Source organism: Nonomuraea sp. NPDC050547 (assembly GCF_044457345.1).
Taxonomy (GTDB): domain Bacteria; phylum Actinomycetota; class Actinomycetes; order Streptosporangiales; family Streptosporangiaceae; genus Nonomuraea.
Map to the genome: position 1 here is coordinate 363,845 of NZ_JBITGW010000002.1, position 16,888 is coordinate 380,732.

At 71.8% G+C, this 16,888-nt stretch carries 16 protein-coding genes and 1 pseudogene; 9 read left to right on the top strand and 8 right to left on the bottom strand.

Features of this window, described 5'->3' with window-relative positions:
* Positions 1–90: 90 nt before the first annotated feature.
* Both ACIBHY_RS06135 and ACIBHY_RS06140 read right to left on the bottom strand, forming a co-directional pair.
* Positions 91–1,443: a sensor histidine kinase gene (locus ACIBHY_RS06135; RefSeq protein WP_397256403.1), complete on the bottom strand. Its 1,353-nt coding sequence runs from the start codon at positions 1,441–1,443 to the stop codon at positions 91–93.
* Complete coding sequence (locus ACIBHY_RS06140; RefSeq protein WP_379616375.1) at positions 1,436–2,110, bottom strand: response regulator transcription factor; 675 nt, start codon at positions 2,108–2,110, stop codon at positions 1,436–1,438. The genes ACIBHY_RS06135 and ACIBHY_RS06140 overlap by 8 nt, the downstream gene beginning before the upstream one ends.
* Before the next feature lie 380 nt (positions 2,111–2,490).
* Here ACIBHY_RS06140 and ACIBHY_RS06145 point away from each other — a divergent pair, with 380 nt between their 5' ends.
* Genes ACIBHY_RS06145 through ACIBHY_RS06155 form a run of 3 tightly spaced genes read left to right on the top strand, consistent with a single transcriptional unit; the run spans position 2,491 to position 5,466 of the window.
* Positions 2,491–3,582: an outer membrane lipoprotein carrier protein LolA gene (locus ACIBHY_RS06145; protein ID WP_397256405.1), complete on the top strand. Its 1,092-nt coding sequence runs from the start codon at positions 2,491–2,493 to the stop codon at positions 3,580–3,582.
* Complete coding sequence (locus tag ACIBHY_RS06150) at positions 3,579–4,526, top strand: ABC transporter ATP-binding protein (RefSeq protein ID WP_397306093.1); 948 nt, start codon at positions 3,579–3,581, stop codon at positions 4,524–4,526. The genes ACIBHY_RS06145 and ACIBHY_RS06150 overlap by 4 nt, the downstream gene beginning before the upstream one ends.
* Positions 4,513–5,466 carry an ABC transporter permease gene (locus ACIBHY_RS06155; protein WP_397256409.1) on the top strand — a complete coding sequence of 318 codons (954 nt, stop codon included), beginning with the start codon at positions 4,513–4,515 and terminating at the stop codon, positions 5,464–5,466. Before ACIBHY_RS06150 ends, ACIBHY_RS06155 begins: the two co-directional genes overlap by 14 nt.
* Positions 5,467–5,841: 375 nt before the next feature.
* On the opposite strand, the gene ACIBHY_RS06160 is transcribed toward ACIBHY_RS06155, so the two are convergent.
* Both ACIBHY_RS06160 and ACIBHY_RS06165 read right to left on the bottom strand, forming a co-directional pair.
* Positions 5,842–6,561, bottom strand: a complete 720-nt coding sequence (locus ACIBHY_RS06160; RefSeq protein ID WP_397256410.1) for a YcnI family protein — start codon at positions 6,559–6,561, stop codon at positions 5,842–5,844.
* Positions 6,562–6,615: 54 nt separating this feature from the next.
* Entirely contained in the window at positions 6,616–7,155 is a 540-nt protein-coding gene (locus tag ACIBHY_RS06165) for an MFS transporter (RefSeq protein ID WP_397256412.1), read from the bottom strand.
* A 115-nt stretch (positions 7,156–7,270) separates the two neighbouring features.
* On the opposite strand from ACIBHY_RS06165, the gene ACIBHY_RS06170 reads away from it, so the two are divergent.
* Positions 7,271–7,750, top strand: coding sequence for a hypothetical protein (locus ACIBHY_RS06170; RefSeq protein ID WP_379641208.1), 480 nt, complete (start codon positions 7,271–7,273; stop codon positions 7,748–7,750).
* A gap of 50 nt (positions 7,751–7,800) precedes the next feature.
* On the opposite strand, the pseudogene ACIBHY_RS06175 reads toward ACIBHY_RS06170, so the two are convergent.
* From ACIBHY_RS06175 to ACIBHY_RS06190, 4 genes and pseudogenes are all read right to left on the bottom strand, one after another.
* A pseudogene (locus tag ACIBHY_RS06175) lies at positions 7,801–8,481 on the bottom strand (ATP-binding cassette domain-containing protein); the annotation flags it as partial.
* Positions 8,482–8,483: 2 nt separating this feature from the next.
* Positions 8,484–9,272 (bottom strand): ABC transporter permease, encoded by a 789-nt coding sequence (locus ACIBHY_RS06180; RefSeq protein ID WP_397256414.1) that lies wholly within the window; start codon positions 9,270–9,272, stop codon positions 8,484–8,486.
* On the bottom strand, positions 9,265–10,050 hold the full coding sequence (locus ACIBHY_RS06185; protein ID WP_397256416.1) for an ABC transporter permease: 786 nt from the start codon (positions 10,048–10,050) through the stop codon (positions 9,265–9,267). The genes ACIBHY_RS06180 and ACIBHY_RS06185 overlap by 8 nt, the downstream gene beginning before the upstream one ends.
* A 71-nt stretch (positions 10,051–10,121) precedes the next feature.
* On the bottom strand, positions 10,122–10,544 hold the full coding sequence (locus ACIBHY_RS06190; protein ID WP_397306094.1) for a DUF3052 family protein: 423 nt from the start codon (positions 10,542–10,544) through the stop codon (positions 10,122–10,124).
* Between the two features lie 108 nt (positions 10,545–10,652).
* Between ACIBHY_RS06190 and ACIBHY_RS06195 the strand changes: the two genes are divergently transcribed.
* From ACIBHY_RS06195 to ACIBHY_RS06215, 5 genes are all read left to right on the top strand, one after another.
* Positions 10,653–11,621, top strand: a complete 969-nt coding sequence (locus ACIBHY_RS06195; RefSeq protein WP_397306095.1) for an alpha/beta hydrolase — start codon at positions 10,653–10,655, stop codon at positions 11,619–11,621.
* A gap of 72 nt (positions 11,622–11,693) precedes the next feature.
* A complete protein-coding gene (locus ACIBHY_RS06200; RefSeq protein WP_397306096.1) occupies positions 11,694–12,509 on the top strand; it encodes a siderophore-interacting protein in 816 nt (271 codons plus the stop codon).
* 188 nt (positions 12,510–12,697) lie between these two features.
* Positions 12,698–14,170, top strand: coding sequence for a protein kinase (locus ACIBHY_RS06205; RefSeq protein ID WP_397306097.1), 1,473 nt, complete (start codon positions 12,698–12,700; stop codon positions 14,168–14,170).
* A 221-nt stretch (positions 14,171–14,391) separates the two neighbouring features.
* On the top strand, positions 14,392–15,012 hold the full coding sequence (locus ACIBHY_RS06210; RefSeq protein WP_397256426.1) for a TetR/AcrR family transcriptional regulator: 621 nt from the start codon (positions 14,392–14,394) through the stop codon (positions 15,010–15,012).
* A 29-nt stretch (positions 15,013–15,041) separates the two neighbouring features.
* Entirely contained in the window at positions 15,042–16,232 is a 1,191-nt protein-coding gene (locus ACIBHY_RS06215) for a cytochrome P450 (RefSeq protein ID WP_397306098.1), read from the top strand.
* Positions 16,233–16,888: the final 656 nt, after the last annotated feature.

Consider the following 16,888-nt stretch of genomic DNA (forward strand, 5'->3'; position numbering starts at 1 on the left):
CGGCGCGCGTCCGTCCGGGGGAGCGTAGGGGAAGGCGCTATCGATCCGCTTTATGCGCGTTTGAAGGCTTCTACGTGCTTCGATGTGCTTCTACGTGCTTTTGCGGGCGGCCGGGAGCTCCACCACGACGCGCAGGCCGGGGAACGCGTCCTCCAGGTACACCCGGCCGTCGTGCGCGCGCACCGTCTCCCGCACGATGGCCAGGCCCAGCCCCGCGCCGCCCTCGTCGCGGCCCCGGCCCGAGTCCAGCCGGGTGAAGCGGTCGAAGACGCGCTCGCGGTCCTCCCGCGGGATGCCCGGGCCGTCGTCGGTCACGGTCAGCACGCCGTCGGCCGTCAGCGCCACCTCCACCTTCGAGGCGGCGTGGCGCACGGCGTTGTCCAGCAGGTTCGTCAGCACCCTGGTCAGGTCGAGGGCGTCGCCGGTCACCAGGACCGGGTCGCAGGCCACCAGGTGGGCCTCGCCGTAGCGCTCGACGCAGCGCCGTACCACGTCGTCGAGGTCGACCGGCTCGCGGCGGGCGGGACGGCCGCCGCGCTCGTCGAGACGGGCCAGCGCGAGCAGGTCCTCGGCCAGGCGCGACAGGCGCAACGTGTCCTCCAGCACGCCCTCGGCCGTCTCCTGCCAGTCGGCGCCCTCCGGATGTCCCAGCGCCACCTCCAGCTGCAGGCGGATGCTGGCCAGCGGGCTGCGCAGCTCGTGGGAGGCGTCGGAGACCAGCGAGCGCTGGCGCTTCTCCGCCTCCTCCAGGCGGGCCAGCATGTCGTTGAGCGTGAGCGCCAGCGCGTGCACCTCGTCACGGGCCTGCGGCACCGGCAGGCGGCGCGAGCGGGCGGTGTGGGTGATGTCGGCGGCGCCCCTGCGCAGCGCGGCGATCGGCCGCAGCGTCCTGCCGATGATCAGCCAGCTGGCCGCGGCCAGCAGCACCACCAGCGCGGGCGTGCCCACGAACAGCACCTTCCCGGCCACGCCCAGGCTCCGCACGATCTCGCCGATCGGGCGCGCCGCCAGCACCGTGCGGCCCTGGTCCGCGCTGACCGCCACGACGTGCAGCGGCCCGGGGATCGCGTACGGCCGGCCGTCCAGATAGAGCGCCTCACCCTTGAGCGCCCGCTGCCTGGCCGGGGCGTCCAGCAGCGGGACCAGCCGGTCGGCGCCGTAGGTGACGTTCGAGATCCGGCCGTCGCGCTCCAGAACCTGCACGATCGTCCCGTCATGGGTGACGATCGGGCTGGTCAGCATCTCGTTGTCGGCCTTGACCCGCACCGTCTGCGCCTGCTGGCGCAGCGAGTCGTCCACCGTGCCGAGCAGCGCCCGTTGCAGCACGCTGAGCAGCACCGACGCCGAGATCGCCAGCGCCAGCGCCAGCACCGCGGCGGCCACCATGGTCAGCCGGAACCGCAGCCCCTGCCGCCGCCACCAGGCCAGCGGCGAATCAGCCACCGTCGCCGGCCAGGCGGTAGCCCGCGCCGCGCACGGTCTGCAGCGCGTTCCTGCCGAACGGGGCGTCGATCTTGCGGCGGAGATAGCCGACGTAGACCTCGACGACGTTCGGGTCGGTGTCGAAGGTGTCCCAGACGTGCTCCAGGATCTCCGACTTCGAGACGACCTCGTCCCGCCGCCGCAGCAGGTACTCCAGCAGCGCGAACTCCCGAGGCGTCAGCTCGACCTGCGCCTCCCCGCGCTCCACCCGCCGCCGCGCCGGGTCCAGCGACAGATCCCCGGCGGTCAGCACGGCCGGACGCCGGCCCGCGTCGCGCCTGAGCAGCGCCCTGAGCCGCGCGACCAGCACCACGTAGGAGAACGGCTTGGTCAGATAGTCATCGGCCCCGAGATCGAGACCGTCGGCCATGTCGTACTCGCCGTCCTTGGCCGACAACATCAGGATCGGCACCCAGTTCTCCTCGGCGCGCAGGTGCTTGCAGACGTTGTAGCCGGACAGGCGGGGCAGCATGATGTCCAGGACGACCACGTCGTACTCGCCGTTGCGGGCCAGGTGCAGCCCTTCCTCGCCGTCGTGGGCCAGATCCACGGCGAACCCCTCCGCCTGCAGACCACGCTGCAGCGCCGCCGCCATGCGCCGCTCATCCTCGACGACCAGAACCCTCATGCCCTGGAGTGTAGGCACCCCCGCCTGAGAACCCTCTCAGCCCCCGGACCCCGACACCACGGGCACCCCAACGCTTGCGGAGCGCCGGTGCGGCGAGACGGGGCGCGGTGGAGCCCGGCGCAACGTGCGCGGGGCCCGGCCGGGGCCGGGGTGGGTGGGGAGGGGGGCCGTTGCGGCGGGGAGTGGTCCGACGTGAGAAGCGATCCCGCCGGCCTGCGCCGACGCACGCCGGCGGGTGGCGTGGGCGGCGGCTTCGCCGTAACGGATGGCTGCAAGAGCTGAGAGGGCTCTCAGACGCTCTCAGGATCACCTAAGGACCGATGCACCACGGTGGGAACATCCGCATACCGTGAAGGAGTGAGATGCGTAGAGGAACGATCGTGAGGTGGGGGGTCCCGATCGCGGCCGCCGCCGTGATCGGGGCGGCGGTCGGCGCCGGTCCCGTGATCGCCGCCGTCAGCGGCGAGCCCGTCCTGCCCGAACGTACGGCCGAGCAGTTGCTGGCCGACGCCGCCGCGGCGGTCAAGAAGGCGGGTGGGCCGCCGGCGATGTCGGGCACGGTCCAGCAGACGGCTTCGCTCGGCCTGCCCGCGCTGCCCGGCCAGGGCGGTGGGGCCTCGCCGCTGGCGTTGTTGTCCGGTTCGCACGAGGTCAAGGTCTGGTACGGCGGGCGGGACCGGCTGAGGATCGCCCTGCCCGGCCAGATGAGTGAGACCAACCTGATCGTCAACGGCGACCAGACCTGGTACTGGAACAGCGGCACGAACACCGCGACCAAGGTGAAACTGCCCGCCAAGTCCGAGCGGGAGAAGCCGCCGGCGACGCCGAGCCCGACGGACCTGACGCCGCAGCAGGTCGCCGAGACGTTCCTGGACCGGGTCAACGAGGACACGGGCGTCTCGGTGACGAACACCGCCGAGGTCGCCGGCCGCTCCGTGTACCAGCTGGTGCTGACGCCGAAGGCGCAGAGCTCGCTGGTGAAGGAGGTGCGTCTGGCCCTGGACGGCGAGAACTACCAGCCGCTGCAGGTGCAGGTGTTCGCCAAGGGCTCGGCGGAACCGGCTTTCCAGGTCGGGTTCACGCAGGTGACGTTCAGCCCGCCGGCCGAGGAGAACTTCGCCTTCACCCCGCCCGCGGGCGCCAAGGTGGAGGAGAAGGACTTCGGCCAGCTGGGTGAGCCGGCCGCCGACCACAACCAGGAGGCCGAGAAGGCCGCCGAGCAGCTCAAGGTGATCGGCAAGGGCTGGACGAGCGTGGCGGTGCTGCCGTTCAAGCAGGACGGGCAGGCCGCGAACTCGCGCGAGGCCGAGACCGCGAAGCTCATCCTCGACCAGGCGACCCCGGTGAGCGGCGCATGGGGCTCCGGCAAGATGATCAAGACCAAGCTGGTCACCGCCCTGCTGACCGACGACGGCCGCCTGCTGGCCGGCGCGGTCACCCCTGACGAGCTCGTCAAGGTCGCAGGCCAGTGACATCCGAGGTCATGTTGGAAGCGGGGGCGCCCTCCGGGGCGGCCCCGCCCGCCGCCATCACCACCCGTGGCCTGACCAAGCGCTTTCGCGGCGGCCAGGTCGCGGTGGACGCGCTCGACCTGGACGTGCCGAGCGGGTCCGTCTACGGCTTCCTCGGGCCGAACGGCTCGGGCAAGACGACCACGATCCGCATGCTGCTCGGGCTGATCGCGCCCACGGAGGGCACCTTCACGATGCCGCCCCTGACCACGGTGGGGGCGCTGGTGGAGGGGCCGGCCTTCTATCCGTACCTGTCGGGCGAGGCGAATCTGCTGCGCTTCGACGCCGCCGACCCGAGCGCGCCGCGCAGGACCGCCAGGACGCGGGCCGCGGAGGCCCTGGAGCGGGTCGGTCTCGCCGCGGCCGCGGGCAAGCGCTACCGGGCGTACTCACTGGGCATGCGCCAGCGCCTGGCCATCGCCGCCGCGCTGCTGCGGCCCCGGCGGCTGCTGGTGCTCGACGAGCCCACGAACGGACTCGACCCGCAGGGCACCCGCGAGGTACGCGCCCTGGTCAAGGACGTCGCCGCCGAGGGCACGACCGTGTTCGTCTCCTCGCACCTGCTGGCCGAGGTCGAGCAGATGTGCACCCACGCCGGGATCATGAGCGCCGGGCGGCTCGTCGCCCAGGGCACCATCGCCTCGCTCAGCGGCGGGCGCGCCGCCAGGATCAGGATCGACACGCCGGACCTGGAAACGGCCGCGCAGGTGCTGACCGCGCTCGAACTGCCCGACGTGCGCGTGGGCTCCGACGTGACCGCCGAACTCGGCGGGCAGGCGCCGGAGCGGATCAACGCGGAACTGGTCGTGGCGGGCGTGGCCGTACGCGGGCTGTCGGTGGTGCGCACGAGCCTGGAGGACGTGTTCGTGGGACTGACGGGGGAGGGTTTCGATGTCGACGGCTGACACCCGGACCGGCGCTCGCCGGATGCCGGGACTGGTGCCGGTGAGCGAGACACGGCGCAGCGCGGAACGCGCCGCCGCGCCGCAGGAGCCGTCCGTGCTGTCCGAGCCCGAGCCGTCCGGCGGGGTGGTGGCGTTCTGGCGGTTGCTGCGTTCCGAGCTCGGGCTGACGTTCCGGCGTCCGCGCAACCTCATCATGCTGGGCGTGCTCGCGCTGGTGCCGGTGATCATCGGCGTCGTGCTGAAGAGCATCGGCACCGAGGACGCCGACGGCGGCATGGGCGCGCTGCTGGCGGCCACGGCCGGGAACAGCCTCATGCTGACGTTCGTGGCGCTGTCGGCGCTGGTGCCGTTGCTGATGCCGATCGCGGTCGCGGTCGTGGCCGGTGACTCGATCGCGGGCGAGGCCGGGGCCGGGACCCTGCGCTACCTGCTGGCCGCGCCGGCCGGGCGGGGGCGGCTGCTGGCGGTCAAATACCTCAACGCCGTCATCTTCGCCGTCGCCGTGACCGCCGCTGTGGCGGTGTCGGCGCTGGTGGTGGGGGTGGCGTTGTTCCCCGTCGGGCCGGTGACGCTGCTGTCGGGGACGACCGTGAGCTTCGCGGACGGGCTGCTGCGCATCCTCGTCACCGTCGGGTACGTGAGCGCGGGGATGGCGGCGCTGGCCGCCGTCGCGCTGGCGCTGTCGACGCTGACGGAGGTGTCGATCGGGGCCATCGCGGCCACGCTGGTGCTGATCATCGTCACGCAGGTGCTGCGGGCGTTTCCGCAGCTGGACTGGCTGGCGCCGTATCTGCTGCCGACGCATTGGTCGGGGTTCGACGGGGCGTTGCGCGATCCCGTCGGCGACATGTCGGGCGGGTTGCTGGCGTTCACCGCGTACATCGCCCTGTTCCTGTCCATCGCCTGGGCGAGGTTTTCTGGCAAGGACATCTCTTCCTAGTCTTTTCCGGCTTTTCCTTTACGGCGGGCCTGGTGGGCGCCACCCGCCGACGTGGGCTCGCGCGGGTCGGGGGGATCGCTTCTCACGTCGGACGTGGCACCCCGCCGTCACGGCCCTTCGCTGACCGGGGACCGTGGCGTGGCTGCCCGCCGCACCCACCCTGCGAGTCCGCGCGGGGTGGGCCGGGCTGGGCGCCGTTCGTGTTGCGCCGGGCTCGACCGTGACGCGTCTCGCCGTTGCGGCGCTGACAAGCGTGGGTGGGTGCCCCCGAGCACGGCGAGCGTGGGTGGGGCGGTGGTGCCCTGGTTTTGGTGGGCGGGGTTGGGTTTTCGGTCCTGGGCCCGAGCCTCGGGGGTCGGGCCCAGGGGTGTTGGGTCAGGAGGGGCGGCGGCGGAGGGCCAGGGCGGCTACCACCACGCCGATGACGCCGACTGCCAGGCCGGCGCCGCCCAGCAGGCGGGCGGTGTTGTCGGAGGGGGATGACGAGGCCGCTACCGGGGTCAGGGACGGCTTGGCGGCCGGGGCGGTGGTCGCCGGGGTCGCGGGGGCGCCGTGGGCGTCGGCTGTCGCGGGGGTCAGCTTCAGGACGGGGGCCGGGTGTTCGGCCTCTGTGCCGTCGGACTTGGGGGCGTCGGCCCACTTGACGACCTCGCCGCCCGAGTACGTCTGCGTGGTCGGGAAGACCAACTGGTCCACGTCCTTCGGGAGCTGGCCCATCGAGACCTCGAACTCCTGGAACTCGCCCGGGTTGATCTTGCCGCCGGACCACTCGACCTTGGTGACGGCCTCTTCCAGGTCGCCGAACTCCGTCTTGACCGGCTGGGGCAGCTTGCCCTCCGTGACCTTGACGGTCCAGCCGGGCACGGGCTTGACCTTGACGAAGGCGAGCGGGTGGTCGGTCGGGAAGGCGACCTCGATCTTGGTGGTGCCGGCGTCGTCGCGCTCGTTCGGCACGCGGAAGGCGACCTTGGTGAACCCGCCCTGCTCGGCGGTGCCCGGGTTGATGGTGACGTGGGCCAGGGCCGGGGCGGCCAGGCCGAGGGTGAGGGCTGAGGCGGCGGCGAGCACGGTCGCGGCACGTCGGAGGAAGGACACGCGGAAGTCTCCACTTCGCTGTCGGGTAAGGGGGATGAAAGGGGTGTCAGATGGTCAGGCGGGAAGTGGAGGACCGCGCCTGCTGACGGTGAGCGCGACGGCCGGGCAGACCGGTACGCGGCGGGAGGTGAAGAAGGCGGCCTGCCGTACCCGGGCAGGAACGACGCACCTGAGCAGCAGCACCAGACGGCGGCCCAGGCGGCGCAGCAGCGACCACAGCGCGCCCTCGCCGCGCGCCAGCCACCACCCGGTGAGCAGGGTGGCGATGAGGTGCGTGAGGAGCATGCCGGTGTTCTGGCCGAGGCCGTGCTCGGGGTCGGTCAGCGGTGAGAGGACCGCGGGCCCCGACTCGTAGCCGAAGGCGGTGTGCAGGGCCAGCTGGGTGGCGATCAGCACGGTGTTGATGGTGGCCGGGGTGCGTTCGCGGCCGGACAGGACCGTGCCCAGCGCCATGACCGCCGCGAGGCTCAGGCAGAAGAAACCCGGTGTGGGGGCGGCGCCGCCGGCCATGGTGTGGGCGAGCGCGGCGAGTCCCACGCCGACCGCGGCGAAGGCGGCCGAGCGGGTGAGCCGGAGCGGGAGTTGGGCGCGCATGGGTTGCCTCATGCTCTCATGGGGCAGTGGTTGTGGTAGTCCCAAGGTGACCAATGCCTGGCTGATTTGTGGCTTTTGTCGCTAGGGTCTGTGCCGATCGCGTTGACATGAGGTGATGACGTTGCGGCACTTTGCTGGCTTACTTCTCGGCCTGGTGGTGACAGCCGCCGTGCTCGTAGGCGGAGGATGGGCAGTCCAGCAGGCGTTCGTCGCCGGTATGGGCACGCCCGTGAGCGGGCAGCGGTTGTGGATCGCGCTCGGGGCCATGGCGGCCGTCGGGCTGGTGGTCGGGCTGGTGGTGGCGGGGCGGGTCTCGCCCCTGGCCACGTTCGTCCCGTCGCTGGTGCTTCTGGCGTGGACGGTGGTCTACGCCCTCGACGCGGTACGCGCGCTGTCGCTCATCCCCGACCAGCCGACCATGCACTGGCTGCTCACCGAGGCGGGCGCGGGCAACAAGGCGATGCTGACCTCGGGCTTCTACGCCCTGCTCGGCGTCGCGATGTTCATCCCCGTACTGATCCCCTCCCGCTGGGCCCGCCGCTACGACGACATGGACGAGGAGTACGAGCAGACGCAGGAGAGCTCCTACTACTGAGCGCCCGCGGTGTAGAGGCGGGTGACGACCTCCTCCAGAGAGCTCTCGCCCGCCATCAGCTCATCCAGCGTGCCGTCGAACTGCATCCTGCCGTGGTCGATCACCATGACCCGCCTGCACAGGCGTTCGATGTCGCCGAGGTCGTGGGTGGTGAGCAGCACGGTGGTGCCGCGCTCGGCGTTCACCCGCTGGAGGAAGGCGCGGATGCTGTTCTTGCTGACGACGTCCAGGCCGATCGTGGGCTCGTCGAGCACCAGCACCTCGGGCGCGTGCAGGAGCGCGGCGGTCAGGTCGCCGCGCATGCGCTGGCCCAGGCTGAGCTGGCGCACCGGCGTCTTCATGAACCCGCTGAGGTCGAGGGTCTCGACGAGCTCGTCCAGCCGGACCCGGAAGTCCTTGCGATCTACTTTGTAAAGGAGCCGGATCAGTTCGAAACTGTCCTTGAGCGGCAGGTCCCACCACAGCGTCGTGCGCTGGCCGAAGACCACGCCGATGCGCCGGGCCACGACCGTGCGCCGGCGTGAGGGGTCGAGCCCGGCCACGCGTACCGTGCCCGAGGTGGGGGTGAGGATGCCGCAGAGCATCTTGATGGTGGTGGACTTGCCCGCGCCGTTGGGGCCGAGGTAGCCGACGAACTCTCCCGGCGCCACGGTGAAGGACAGATCGTGTACGGCGTGCACGACGTTCCTCTTCACCTTGAAGGAACGCCCGGCCCGGTCCAGCTCGATCATGGTCAACTCCCGGTGGATCGGTAGCGTCGGATGCCCTGGCGCCAGGCCAGCCCGGCCAGCAGGGCGAGGACGAGGGCCGCGACGGGCCCCAGGAAGCGCATGAACTCCGGCGTGCCGAAGGGATCGGGCAGGCCGAGGACGTACAGGCCGGGCTGCCAGTTGACGAAGGCCAGCGGCAGCACGTACGTCACCCCGCGCACCAGTTCCCTGCCGTAGATCGCGAACGGGTACTGGGTGAGCTGGCCGCTGCCGTAGGTGAACGCGCTGGACACCTCCGGCGCGTCGGTCAGCACGAACTGCAACGCCCCGGCGAGGGTCCAGAGCGCGGAGAAGATGACGAACCCGCAGCCGATCATGATCGGCACCATCCACAGCCGCGACCAGGGCAGGCCGAGCGCGGTCACGGCGTAGCCGAGCACGAGCAGGGCCTGGAGCACCCGGCCGATCCGGGTGATCAGGAAGCGGTCGGTCGCCGTCTGGATCCAGGTGCTGACCGGGCGGATCAGCATGGTGTCGAACGTGCCCGCCTTCACGTGCATGCTGATGCGGTCGAGGTTGCTGACCAGCATGTCGCAGAGCGCGAAGGCCACGTTGGAGGTGCCGTACAGGAAGAGCACCTGGTCGCGGGTGAAGCCGGCCAGCGTGGTGGTGTTGGAGAAGATCACCAGGATGGCGGCCACGTCGAGCCCGGCGACCGCGAAGCCGAGCACCGTCATGATCGTGAACGAGACCGGGTACGCGGCCGCGGCGCGCGTCCAGGTCCAGGCCAGCAGCACGTAGGTTCTAACCACCCTGGATCACCACCCGGTGGCGGATCAGGCGGGTGCCCAGCGCGCCCAGCCCGAGCGTCACCGCCACCCAGAGCAGCTGGACGCCGAGCGCCTGCCAGACGTCGGCCTTGCCCAGGTAGACGTCCATGGGGATCTGGACCATGGCCGCCCACGGCAGCGCCGCGGCCAGGTCGCCGAGGAAGCCGGGGAAGATGCCCAGCGGCAGCATCATGCCGCTGAAGAACGTGGTCAGCACCAGGGAGACCGCCAGGGTGCCGCGGTCGTCGAGCAGCCAGCACACCGACAGCGCCACCAGGTAGCGCCAGCCGAAGCTGACCACCACGCCGAGCGTGAAGCTGACCAGGAAGGCGCCCGCGTTGTCCGGCGCGGTGATGCCGAACAACAGGGCGCCGAGGATCGTCGGCGGCAGGCCCCGCACGATGAACAGGTAGCCCGCCCGCCCGAGGTCCTCCGCCAGCGCGCACAGCTGCAGGGAGGCGGGCCGGACCAGGTCGAGGGCGATGTCGCCGCTGCGGATGCGTTCGGGGATGGTCAGGCCGCCGCCGAACAGCTGCATCGGGCCGATGAAGGCCTGGGTGATGAAGCAGAACGTGACGGCGTCGAGCACGTCGTAGCCGGCCAGGCCGGGCCTGGCCTGCCACAGGGCGATGAGGACGTAGGCGCGCAGGATGCCGAAGACGCTGTTGGTGAAGGCGCCGGCCAGCGCTGCCGCTCCATAGGTGGCGTGTTTGCGGAAGCCGTACCGGACGAGCCGGGCGTAGAGGAGAATGGTGTGCACCTCCGGAGAGTGAGGGCACGACAACAGCCCGTGCGCGGGAGTGCGCACGGGTATGCCGGGCAAGCCACGTATTATGCGCCGCCGGTCCGGGGGTGGCAACGGGTTTTCCAGCGGTCGGCCAGCCGGTGGACGAAGCGCAGGCCGGACCAGGTGGCGTCCACGGCGGCGACCTTGTTGTCGACGAGTCCGCCGGCCAGGCCGTACTCGCGGACGAGGTTCTCGCCGAGGTCGCTCTGGCGGCCACTGGCGCGTTTGGGCCAGCAGACCCACAGCCCGCCGTCGCCGGCCAGCCGTCCCTTCGCGGTCGCGAAGCGCCGCCGCAGGTCGGCGAAGTCGCCGCAGAAGATCAGGATCACGTCGTACGGCTCCCGCCCCGCCCGCGTGTGCACCGGCGCCCCCAGGTCGAGGTCGCCGGGCAGGGCGGTGGCCAGGACGCGGTGGCCCGGCTTGATGCCGAGCTTCTGTGGCAGGGGCGTCCCTGAATATCCGGCCATACCCCCTACCGTCGCATGCCGCCCCGAAATATCCGCGTAAGCGAGTAGATACTTACTGGTGGGTAGAACGATGTTCCAGAAGGGAACGGGATATAGCGGAGGCCTTGTATGCGCATCGACAGGGACGTCTATCCCGACTACCCCATGAGCTGGCAGGCCCGTACGCTCAACGGCCTGCTGCGCGGCACGCTGAAGCCCGCGTCCAGCCTGCTGCTGCGCCATCCGCTCGCGCTCGACGCCGCCGCCCGGCTCGGCACGCTGTCGCGACTGCTGCCGATGACCCCGCCGAGTCACGTCGGCATCGTCCCCGCCCGCTTCAGCGACTGCGGCGGCGAGTGGATCCGCGCCGGTGAGGGCCTGGACGAGCGCAAGGCGCTGCTCTACTTCCACGGCGGCGGCTACTTCTCCTGCTCGCCGCGTACCCACCGGCCCGTCACCTGGCGGCTGTCGGTCGTGGCCCGCCGCCCCGTGCTCGCCCTCGACTACCGCCAGGGGCCGGTGCACCGGCTGGCGGAGTCGCTGGCCGACGCCCTGGACGCGTACTCCTGCCTGCTGGCCCGGGGCCACGCGCCTTCGGACATCCTGCTGGCCGGCGACTCCGCCGGCGGCCACCTCTGCCTGGCCACCCTGCTGGCTCTGCGCGACCGCGGGCTGCCCCTGCCCGAGGCGGCCCTGTGCCTGTCGCCGTGGGCCGACCTGACCGACGCGCCGCGCCGCGCCAACCGCTGGCAGGACCCGATGCTGCCCGCCGGGCGGGTGCGCTGGCTGGCCCGGCACTGGACCTCCGGGCTCGACCCGCGCGACCCGCTCGTCTCGCCGGTGAACGGCGACTACACCGGCCTGCCGCCGCTGATGATCGTCACCGGCTCGACCGAAGTGCTGCGCGACGAGGCCCGCCGGGTCGCGGTCAAGGCCCGCCGGGCCGGCGTTCCGGTGCGCTACGAGGAGTGGCCCCGGATGCCGCACGTCTTCCCCATCCTGGCCGACGTGCTGCCGGAGGCCCGGTTGGCGTTCCGCCACATGGCGGCGTTCCTGGCCGACGTGCGGGGGCGTACTTTCCTCGAAGATGCCGCCTGACGGCCCATCGCTCCTGACGCGGGGTGTAGGTTAGGTATACCTAACTACGCTCCCGAGGGGGATGGGGCCCGGATGTCGAAGAGCGAGCACAAGGCGACCGTGCTGCGGACCGAGCAGCTGACGCCGCACATGATCCGCGTGGTGGTGGGCGGGGAGAGCCTGCGCGGCTTCGCCACCTCCGGGCTGACCGACCACTACGTGAAGCTCGTCTTCCGTCACGAGGGCGTGGAGTATCCGGAGCCGTTCAGCGTGCAGACCTGCCGTGAGGAGATGCCCCGCGAGCACTGGCCGAGGCTGCGCACCTACACCGTGCGCGCCTGGGACCCCGACACGCTGGAGCTGACGATCGACTTCGTGCACCACGGCGACGAGGGCCTGGCCGGTCCCTGGGCGGCCGCCGCCCAGCCCGGCGACACCCTCTACATGCTCGGCCCCGGCGGCGGCTATACCCCCGACCCGGCCGCCGGCTGGCACCTGCTCGCCGGCGACGAGAGCGCGCTGCCCGCGATCGCCGCCGCCCTGGAGGCGCTGCCGGAGGGCGCCGTGGCGCACGTGTTCGTCGAGATCGACGGGCCGGTCGAGGAGCAGAAGCTGGAGCACCCGGTCACCTGGCTCTACCGCGGCGAGCGGCCGGTCGGGCAGCTGCTGGTCGAGGCGGTGCGAGGGCTGGAGTTCCCCGAGGGCGAGGTGCACGCGTTCGTCCACGGGGAGGCCGGTTTCGTCAAGGAGCTCCGGCGCCACCTGCGCGTCGAGCGCGGCGTACCCCTGGAGCGGCTGTCGATCTCCGGCTACTGGCGGCTCGGCGTCGACGACGAGGGCTGGCGGGCGGTCAAGCGAGACTGGAACCAGACGGTCGAGGCCGAGGAGGCCAAGGAGCTGTCGTCGTAAAACGCCACTTCAGGCCGTCCAGTCACACCTCTTACTAACCGAAAGGTAACACCCGCCTTACGCGCGATACCCCTTGGGAAAACCATGCGGAAACCCTCCGCCCGATGGGGCCACAGTGTGCTTGCCAGGTCCCAGACAGGAGAGGCGAGATCCGGATGGCGCGTGGTGCGAGCGACATGCCTCCAGGCGTGCGACCGCTGACGGTGGGCGACCCGGTCATCATCGGCCGATACCTTCTCCTGGGCCGGCTCGGCACGGGCGGCATGGGCGTCGTCTACCTCGCCGAACACCCCCGCGGCGGTCTCGTCGCGCTCAAGACCCCGCACGCGACGCACCTGGGCGACCAGACGCTGCGGGCGCGGTTCGCCGAGGAGGTCGCGTTCTCGCGGCGGGTGGTGCCGTTCTGCACCGCCGCCGTCATCGAGGACGGCACCGACCGCGACCGGCCCTACCTCGTCACCGAGTACATCCCCGGGCCCGCGCTCTCGCAGGTCGTCGTGGCCCGCGGTCCGCTCACCCCCGATCTGGCGTACGGCGTCGCCCTCGGCGTGGCCGCGGCGCTCGTCGCGGTGCACGACGCCGGGCTCGTCCACCGGGACCTGAAGCCGGGCAACGTGCTGCTGTCCACCAAAGGGCCGCGCGTCATCGACTTCGGCATCGCCCGCGACGTCGACACGCTCGCCGCCCACACGCAGGCCGGGCAGGTCATGGGCAGTCCCGGGTGGGTGGCGCCCGAACGGCTGACGGGGGGCGCGGCCGTACCGGCGTCGGACGTCTTCTCGTGGGGCTGCCTGGTCGCCTTCGCCGCGACCGCCCACCACCCGTTCGGACGCGGCGAGACCGACGTGCTCACCCGCCGCATCCTGCTGGAACCACCCCGCCTGGACGCCGTCCCCGCCATGCTGCGGCCCGCGGTCGAGGCGGCCCTGGCCAAGGAACCCGCCGACCGCCCCCGCGCCGCCGACCTGCTGCGCGCGCTGCTCGCCGCGGGCGGCGTCGGCGACCCCTGGGACCTGCGCACCGCCGTCGGCGACGTCCTGGACGAGCTCTGGACGCCCGTGCCCTACCCCCCTGGAGCCGGCCGGGTACGGCTCGCGCCGCCCCCCACCGGCGAGACCCCCAAACGCCGCCGGGCCCGCGCCGGTGCCCATTTATCCCACGCCAGCTTCGCCGCCCTGGCCACGGTCTCCATCGCGGCGATCACGGTCGTGGCCGCCGGGAACCAGGGCGGCCTCGGCTTCTCCGGCAGCTCCGTCATCCCCGACATCCCGATCGTGCAGCCGCACGGGTCGGCGGGCTCGACCGTCCGCCCCACCACCGGTCCGGCCAGCGGAGTCCCGGCCCCGGCCACGACACCCCCGTCCAGCCCGGCCGTCACGCTGACCCGCACCCTCAGCCCCAGCGCCGTCCCGACCCCCTCGTCCCACCGCCACTCCTCGGGCAGCCCGCCTCCGGGAACGTTCCTTCCCGAGCCGCCTGAGGACGACGACTGCGTGAACCCGGCAGGCCGCAAGCGGGGGAACGCGGCCAAGCGGGACTGCCCGGTGCCCTCGACCGGCATCACCACGATCCCCCAGGAGGGGCCGGGCGAGGAATCCCCCAGCCCCACCACCTCCTCAACCCTCACCCCGGCCCCCACGTCCACCCCTACCGCCACCTGATCCCCGGCCCTCTGCTTCGCGTCGATCCCGGCGCCCGGCGCCCGGCGGGCTGCGCGGTCGTCGCGGCGGTGAGCCGGTGAGGTGGACGACCGTGTCCCTGGAATGTCCCCAGCCCCGTACGGCGGATGGGGGTGGGGCGGCTTGCCGTGACGAACAGAAACGAGAAGCCGTGACCAGGTCAGATGTTGCCGGGGGCTGAACGTTTGTTTAACATGCTGTGCATGCGTTCAGAGTCCGATCTCACGGCGCGCGCCCGGATCCGGGACGCCGCACTCGACCTGTTCGGGCGCGAAGGCGTCAACCGGGTCAGCGTGCGCGCCATCGCCGCCCAGGCCGGAGTCTCGCCCGCGCTCGTCCTGCACCACTTCGGATCCAAGGACGGGCTGCGCAAGGCCTGCGACGCGTATCTGGTCGAGATGCTGCGCGGCGACGGCACCACCCCCGACCTGGACGACACCAGCCGGATCGGCTCGATGATCGAGGAGGCCACGCCGATCCGGCGCTACCTCGCCCGCGCCTTCCTCGACGAGTCGCCCGACGCCGCGGCGCTCTTCGACTCGATGGTCGCCGGTTCCGAACGCTGGCTGGAGCAGGGCGTCGCCGAAGGCTGGGTCAGGCCCGCCGCCGACCCGCACGCCCGCGCGGCCATCTACGTCAGCTGGCTGCTGACGCCCGTCGTGCTCCACGCCCACCTGGCGCGCGCACTCGGCGAGGACGATCTCGCCGAGACCGGCGCCACCCTGCGCTTCTCCGGTACGGCGATCGAGATGCTCACCCAGGGCGTGTTCGCCGACGAGCGGCTGCGGAGCGCCTACGACAAGGTCCGAAACGAACGGCCCTGAGCGGGCCTCGCGATCCTGAAAGGACTCGTATGAGCATCGACCTCACCGGCCTGTTCACCACCTCCGACCGCGACGCGTACTTCGCCGGCCTCGCCATGACGGGGCCCGTCGTCCAGGGGCGCTACGTCGACGGCACGCCCATCTGGCTCGTCACCGGCTACGAGGAGAGCCTGACGGTGCTGACCGACCCCCGGTTCAGCAGCGACCTGGCCCGGCAGGGCAAGCTCGACGTGGCCGCCGCGGCCGGACTGCCCGAAGACGTCCTGCCCTACCTGATGCGGACGCTCGGCGCCTACGACCCTCCGGATCACACCCGGCTGCGCGGGCTGGTCTCCCGCGAGTTCACCGCACGGCGCGTCCACGCGCTGCGGCCGCGCATCCAGGAGATCACCGACGAGCTCGTCGACGCCCTCGCCGGCCGGGAGGAGGCCGACCTGATCGAGGCCCTGGCATACCCGTTGCCGATCAGGGTCATCTGCGAGCTGCTCGGGGTACCGCAGGCCGACCAGGACACCTGGCGCGCGTGGTCGGCCGCGCTCCAGGCCGCCGACCTCGACGGGATCGCCGCCGGCGCGCGCGGCCTGGTCGCGTACATGGGCAGGCTGATCGAGGCCAAGCGCGCCGAGCCCGGCGACGACCTGCTGTCGGCGCTGGTCCACGCCAGGGACCGGCTCTCCGACGAGGAGCTCACCTCGGTGGCGATCAGCATTCTGATGGCCGGGCACGAGACCACCGTCAGCCTGATCGGCTCCGGTGCCCTCATCCTGCTCACCGACCCTGCCAGGGCCGACCTTCTGCGCGGTGACGCCGGGGCGATGGCGGTGGCCGTCGAGGAGATGTTGCGCGTCAGCGGCCCCGCGGAGATCTCGCCGATGCGCTTCACCCTCGAAGACGTCGAGATCGGCGGCGTCGCCATCCCCGAGGGCGAGGTGGTGCAGATCGTCAACGCCGCCGCCAACCGCGATCCGCGCCGGTTCGCCGATCCGGACCAGCTGATGCTCGACCGCTCCGACAACGCGCATCTGGGGTTCGGGCACGGCATCCACTACTGTCTCGGCGCCGCTCTGGCCAGGGCCGAGGCCGAGATCGCCCTGCACACTCTGCTGGCACGCCTGCCGGGGCTGCGGCTGGCCGTACCGGCGGAAGAGATCACCTGGAGGCCGGGGCTGGTGCGCGCGCTCACCGCGCTGCCGGTGCGGACCGCGCCGGGCGCGCCGTAACGGTGGGTACAGAGCGTCACCTGACGCCCGCCTGAGCCGCCCGGCAGCCGCCCAGCCGTCGCCGGTGAGTCGAGCTAGGTGCCCGATGTGAGGAGGCGACCACGGCCTGCCGGACGCCTGTCCTCGTAGCTGGCAGCAACTCCGTGTCGGGCCGCTCAGTCATTGACGGCCCATTGGCGCTACCCGTGAGCGACAGCCTGCTGGCCTGCGGTGTCACGCCCTGCTTCAGGCCAGGGTTTCGGCGTCTGTCTACCCATGTGAACCTCGGACCGGAACCACAGGAACCGGAGGCGCATGGCGCCAACCTGCATGGATGCGTGGCGAGAGACGGCACAGAACTTGGGATCTGTCCCGTCTTAGCTTGTCACCGGCCGGTACCGCCCATGGCTGTTCCCGGGTGCCTCGAACCCGTACACGCCATCGGCGACGGCAGCCGCCTGCCATAAAGCGGATCCAAAGCGCGCGTCGGTACCATCCCCGTCATGATCAAGAAGGCCGCAGCAGCCCGCCCCGGGCCCGGTGGCCAGGAGTTGGCCGGCGGACAGCGCGATGAGTCCTGCACGGTGCCGCGGTCGCCGACCTGGTTCGAGGGAGCGTGCTCGTAGGCCTTCGCCCATGGGTCACGCACCCACAACCCTCGGCACTGACGCAGGCGG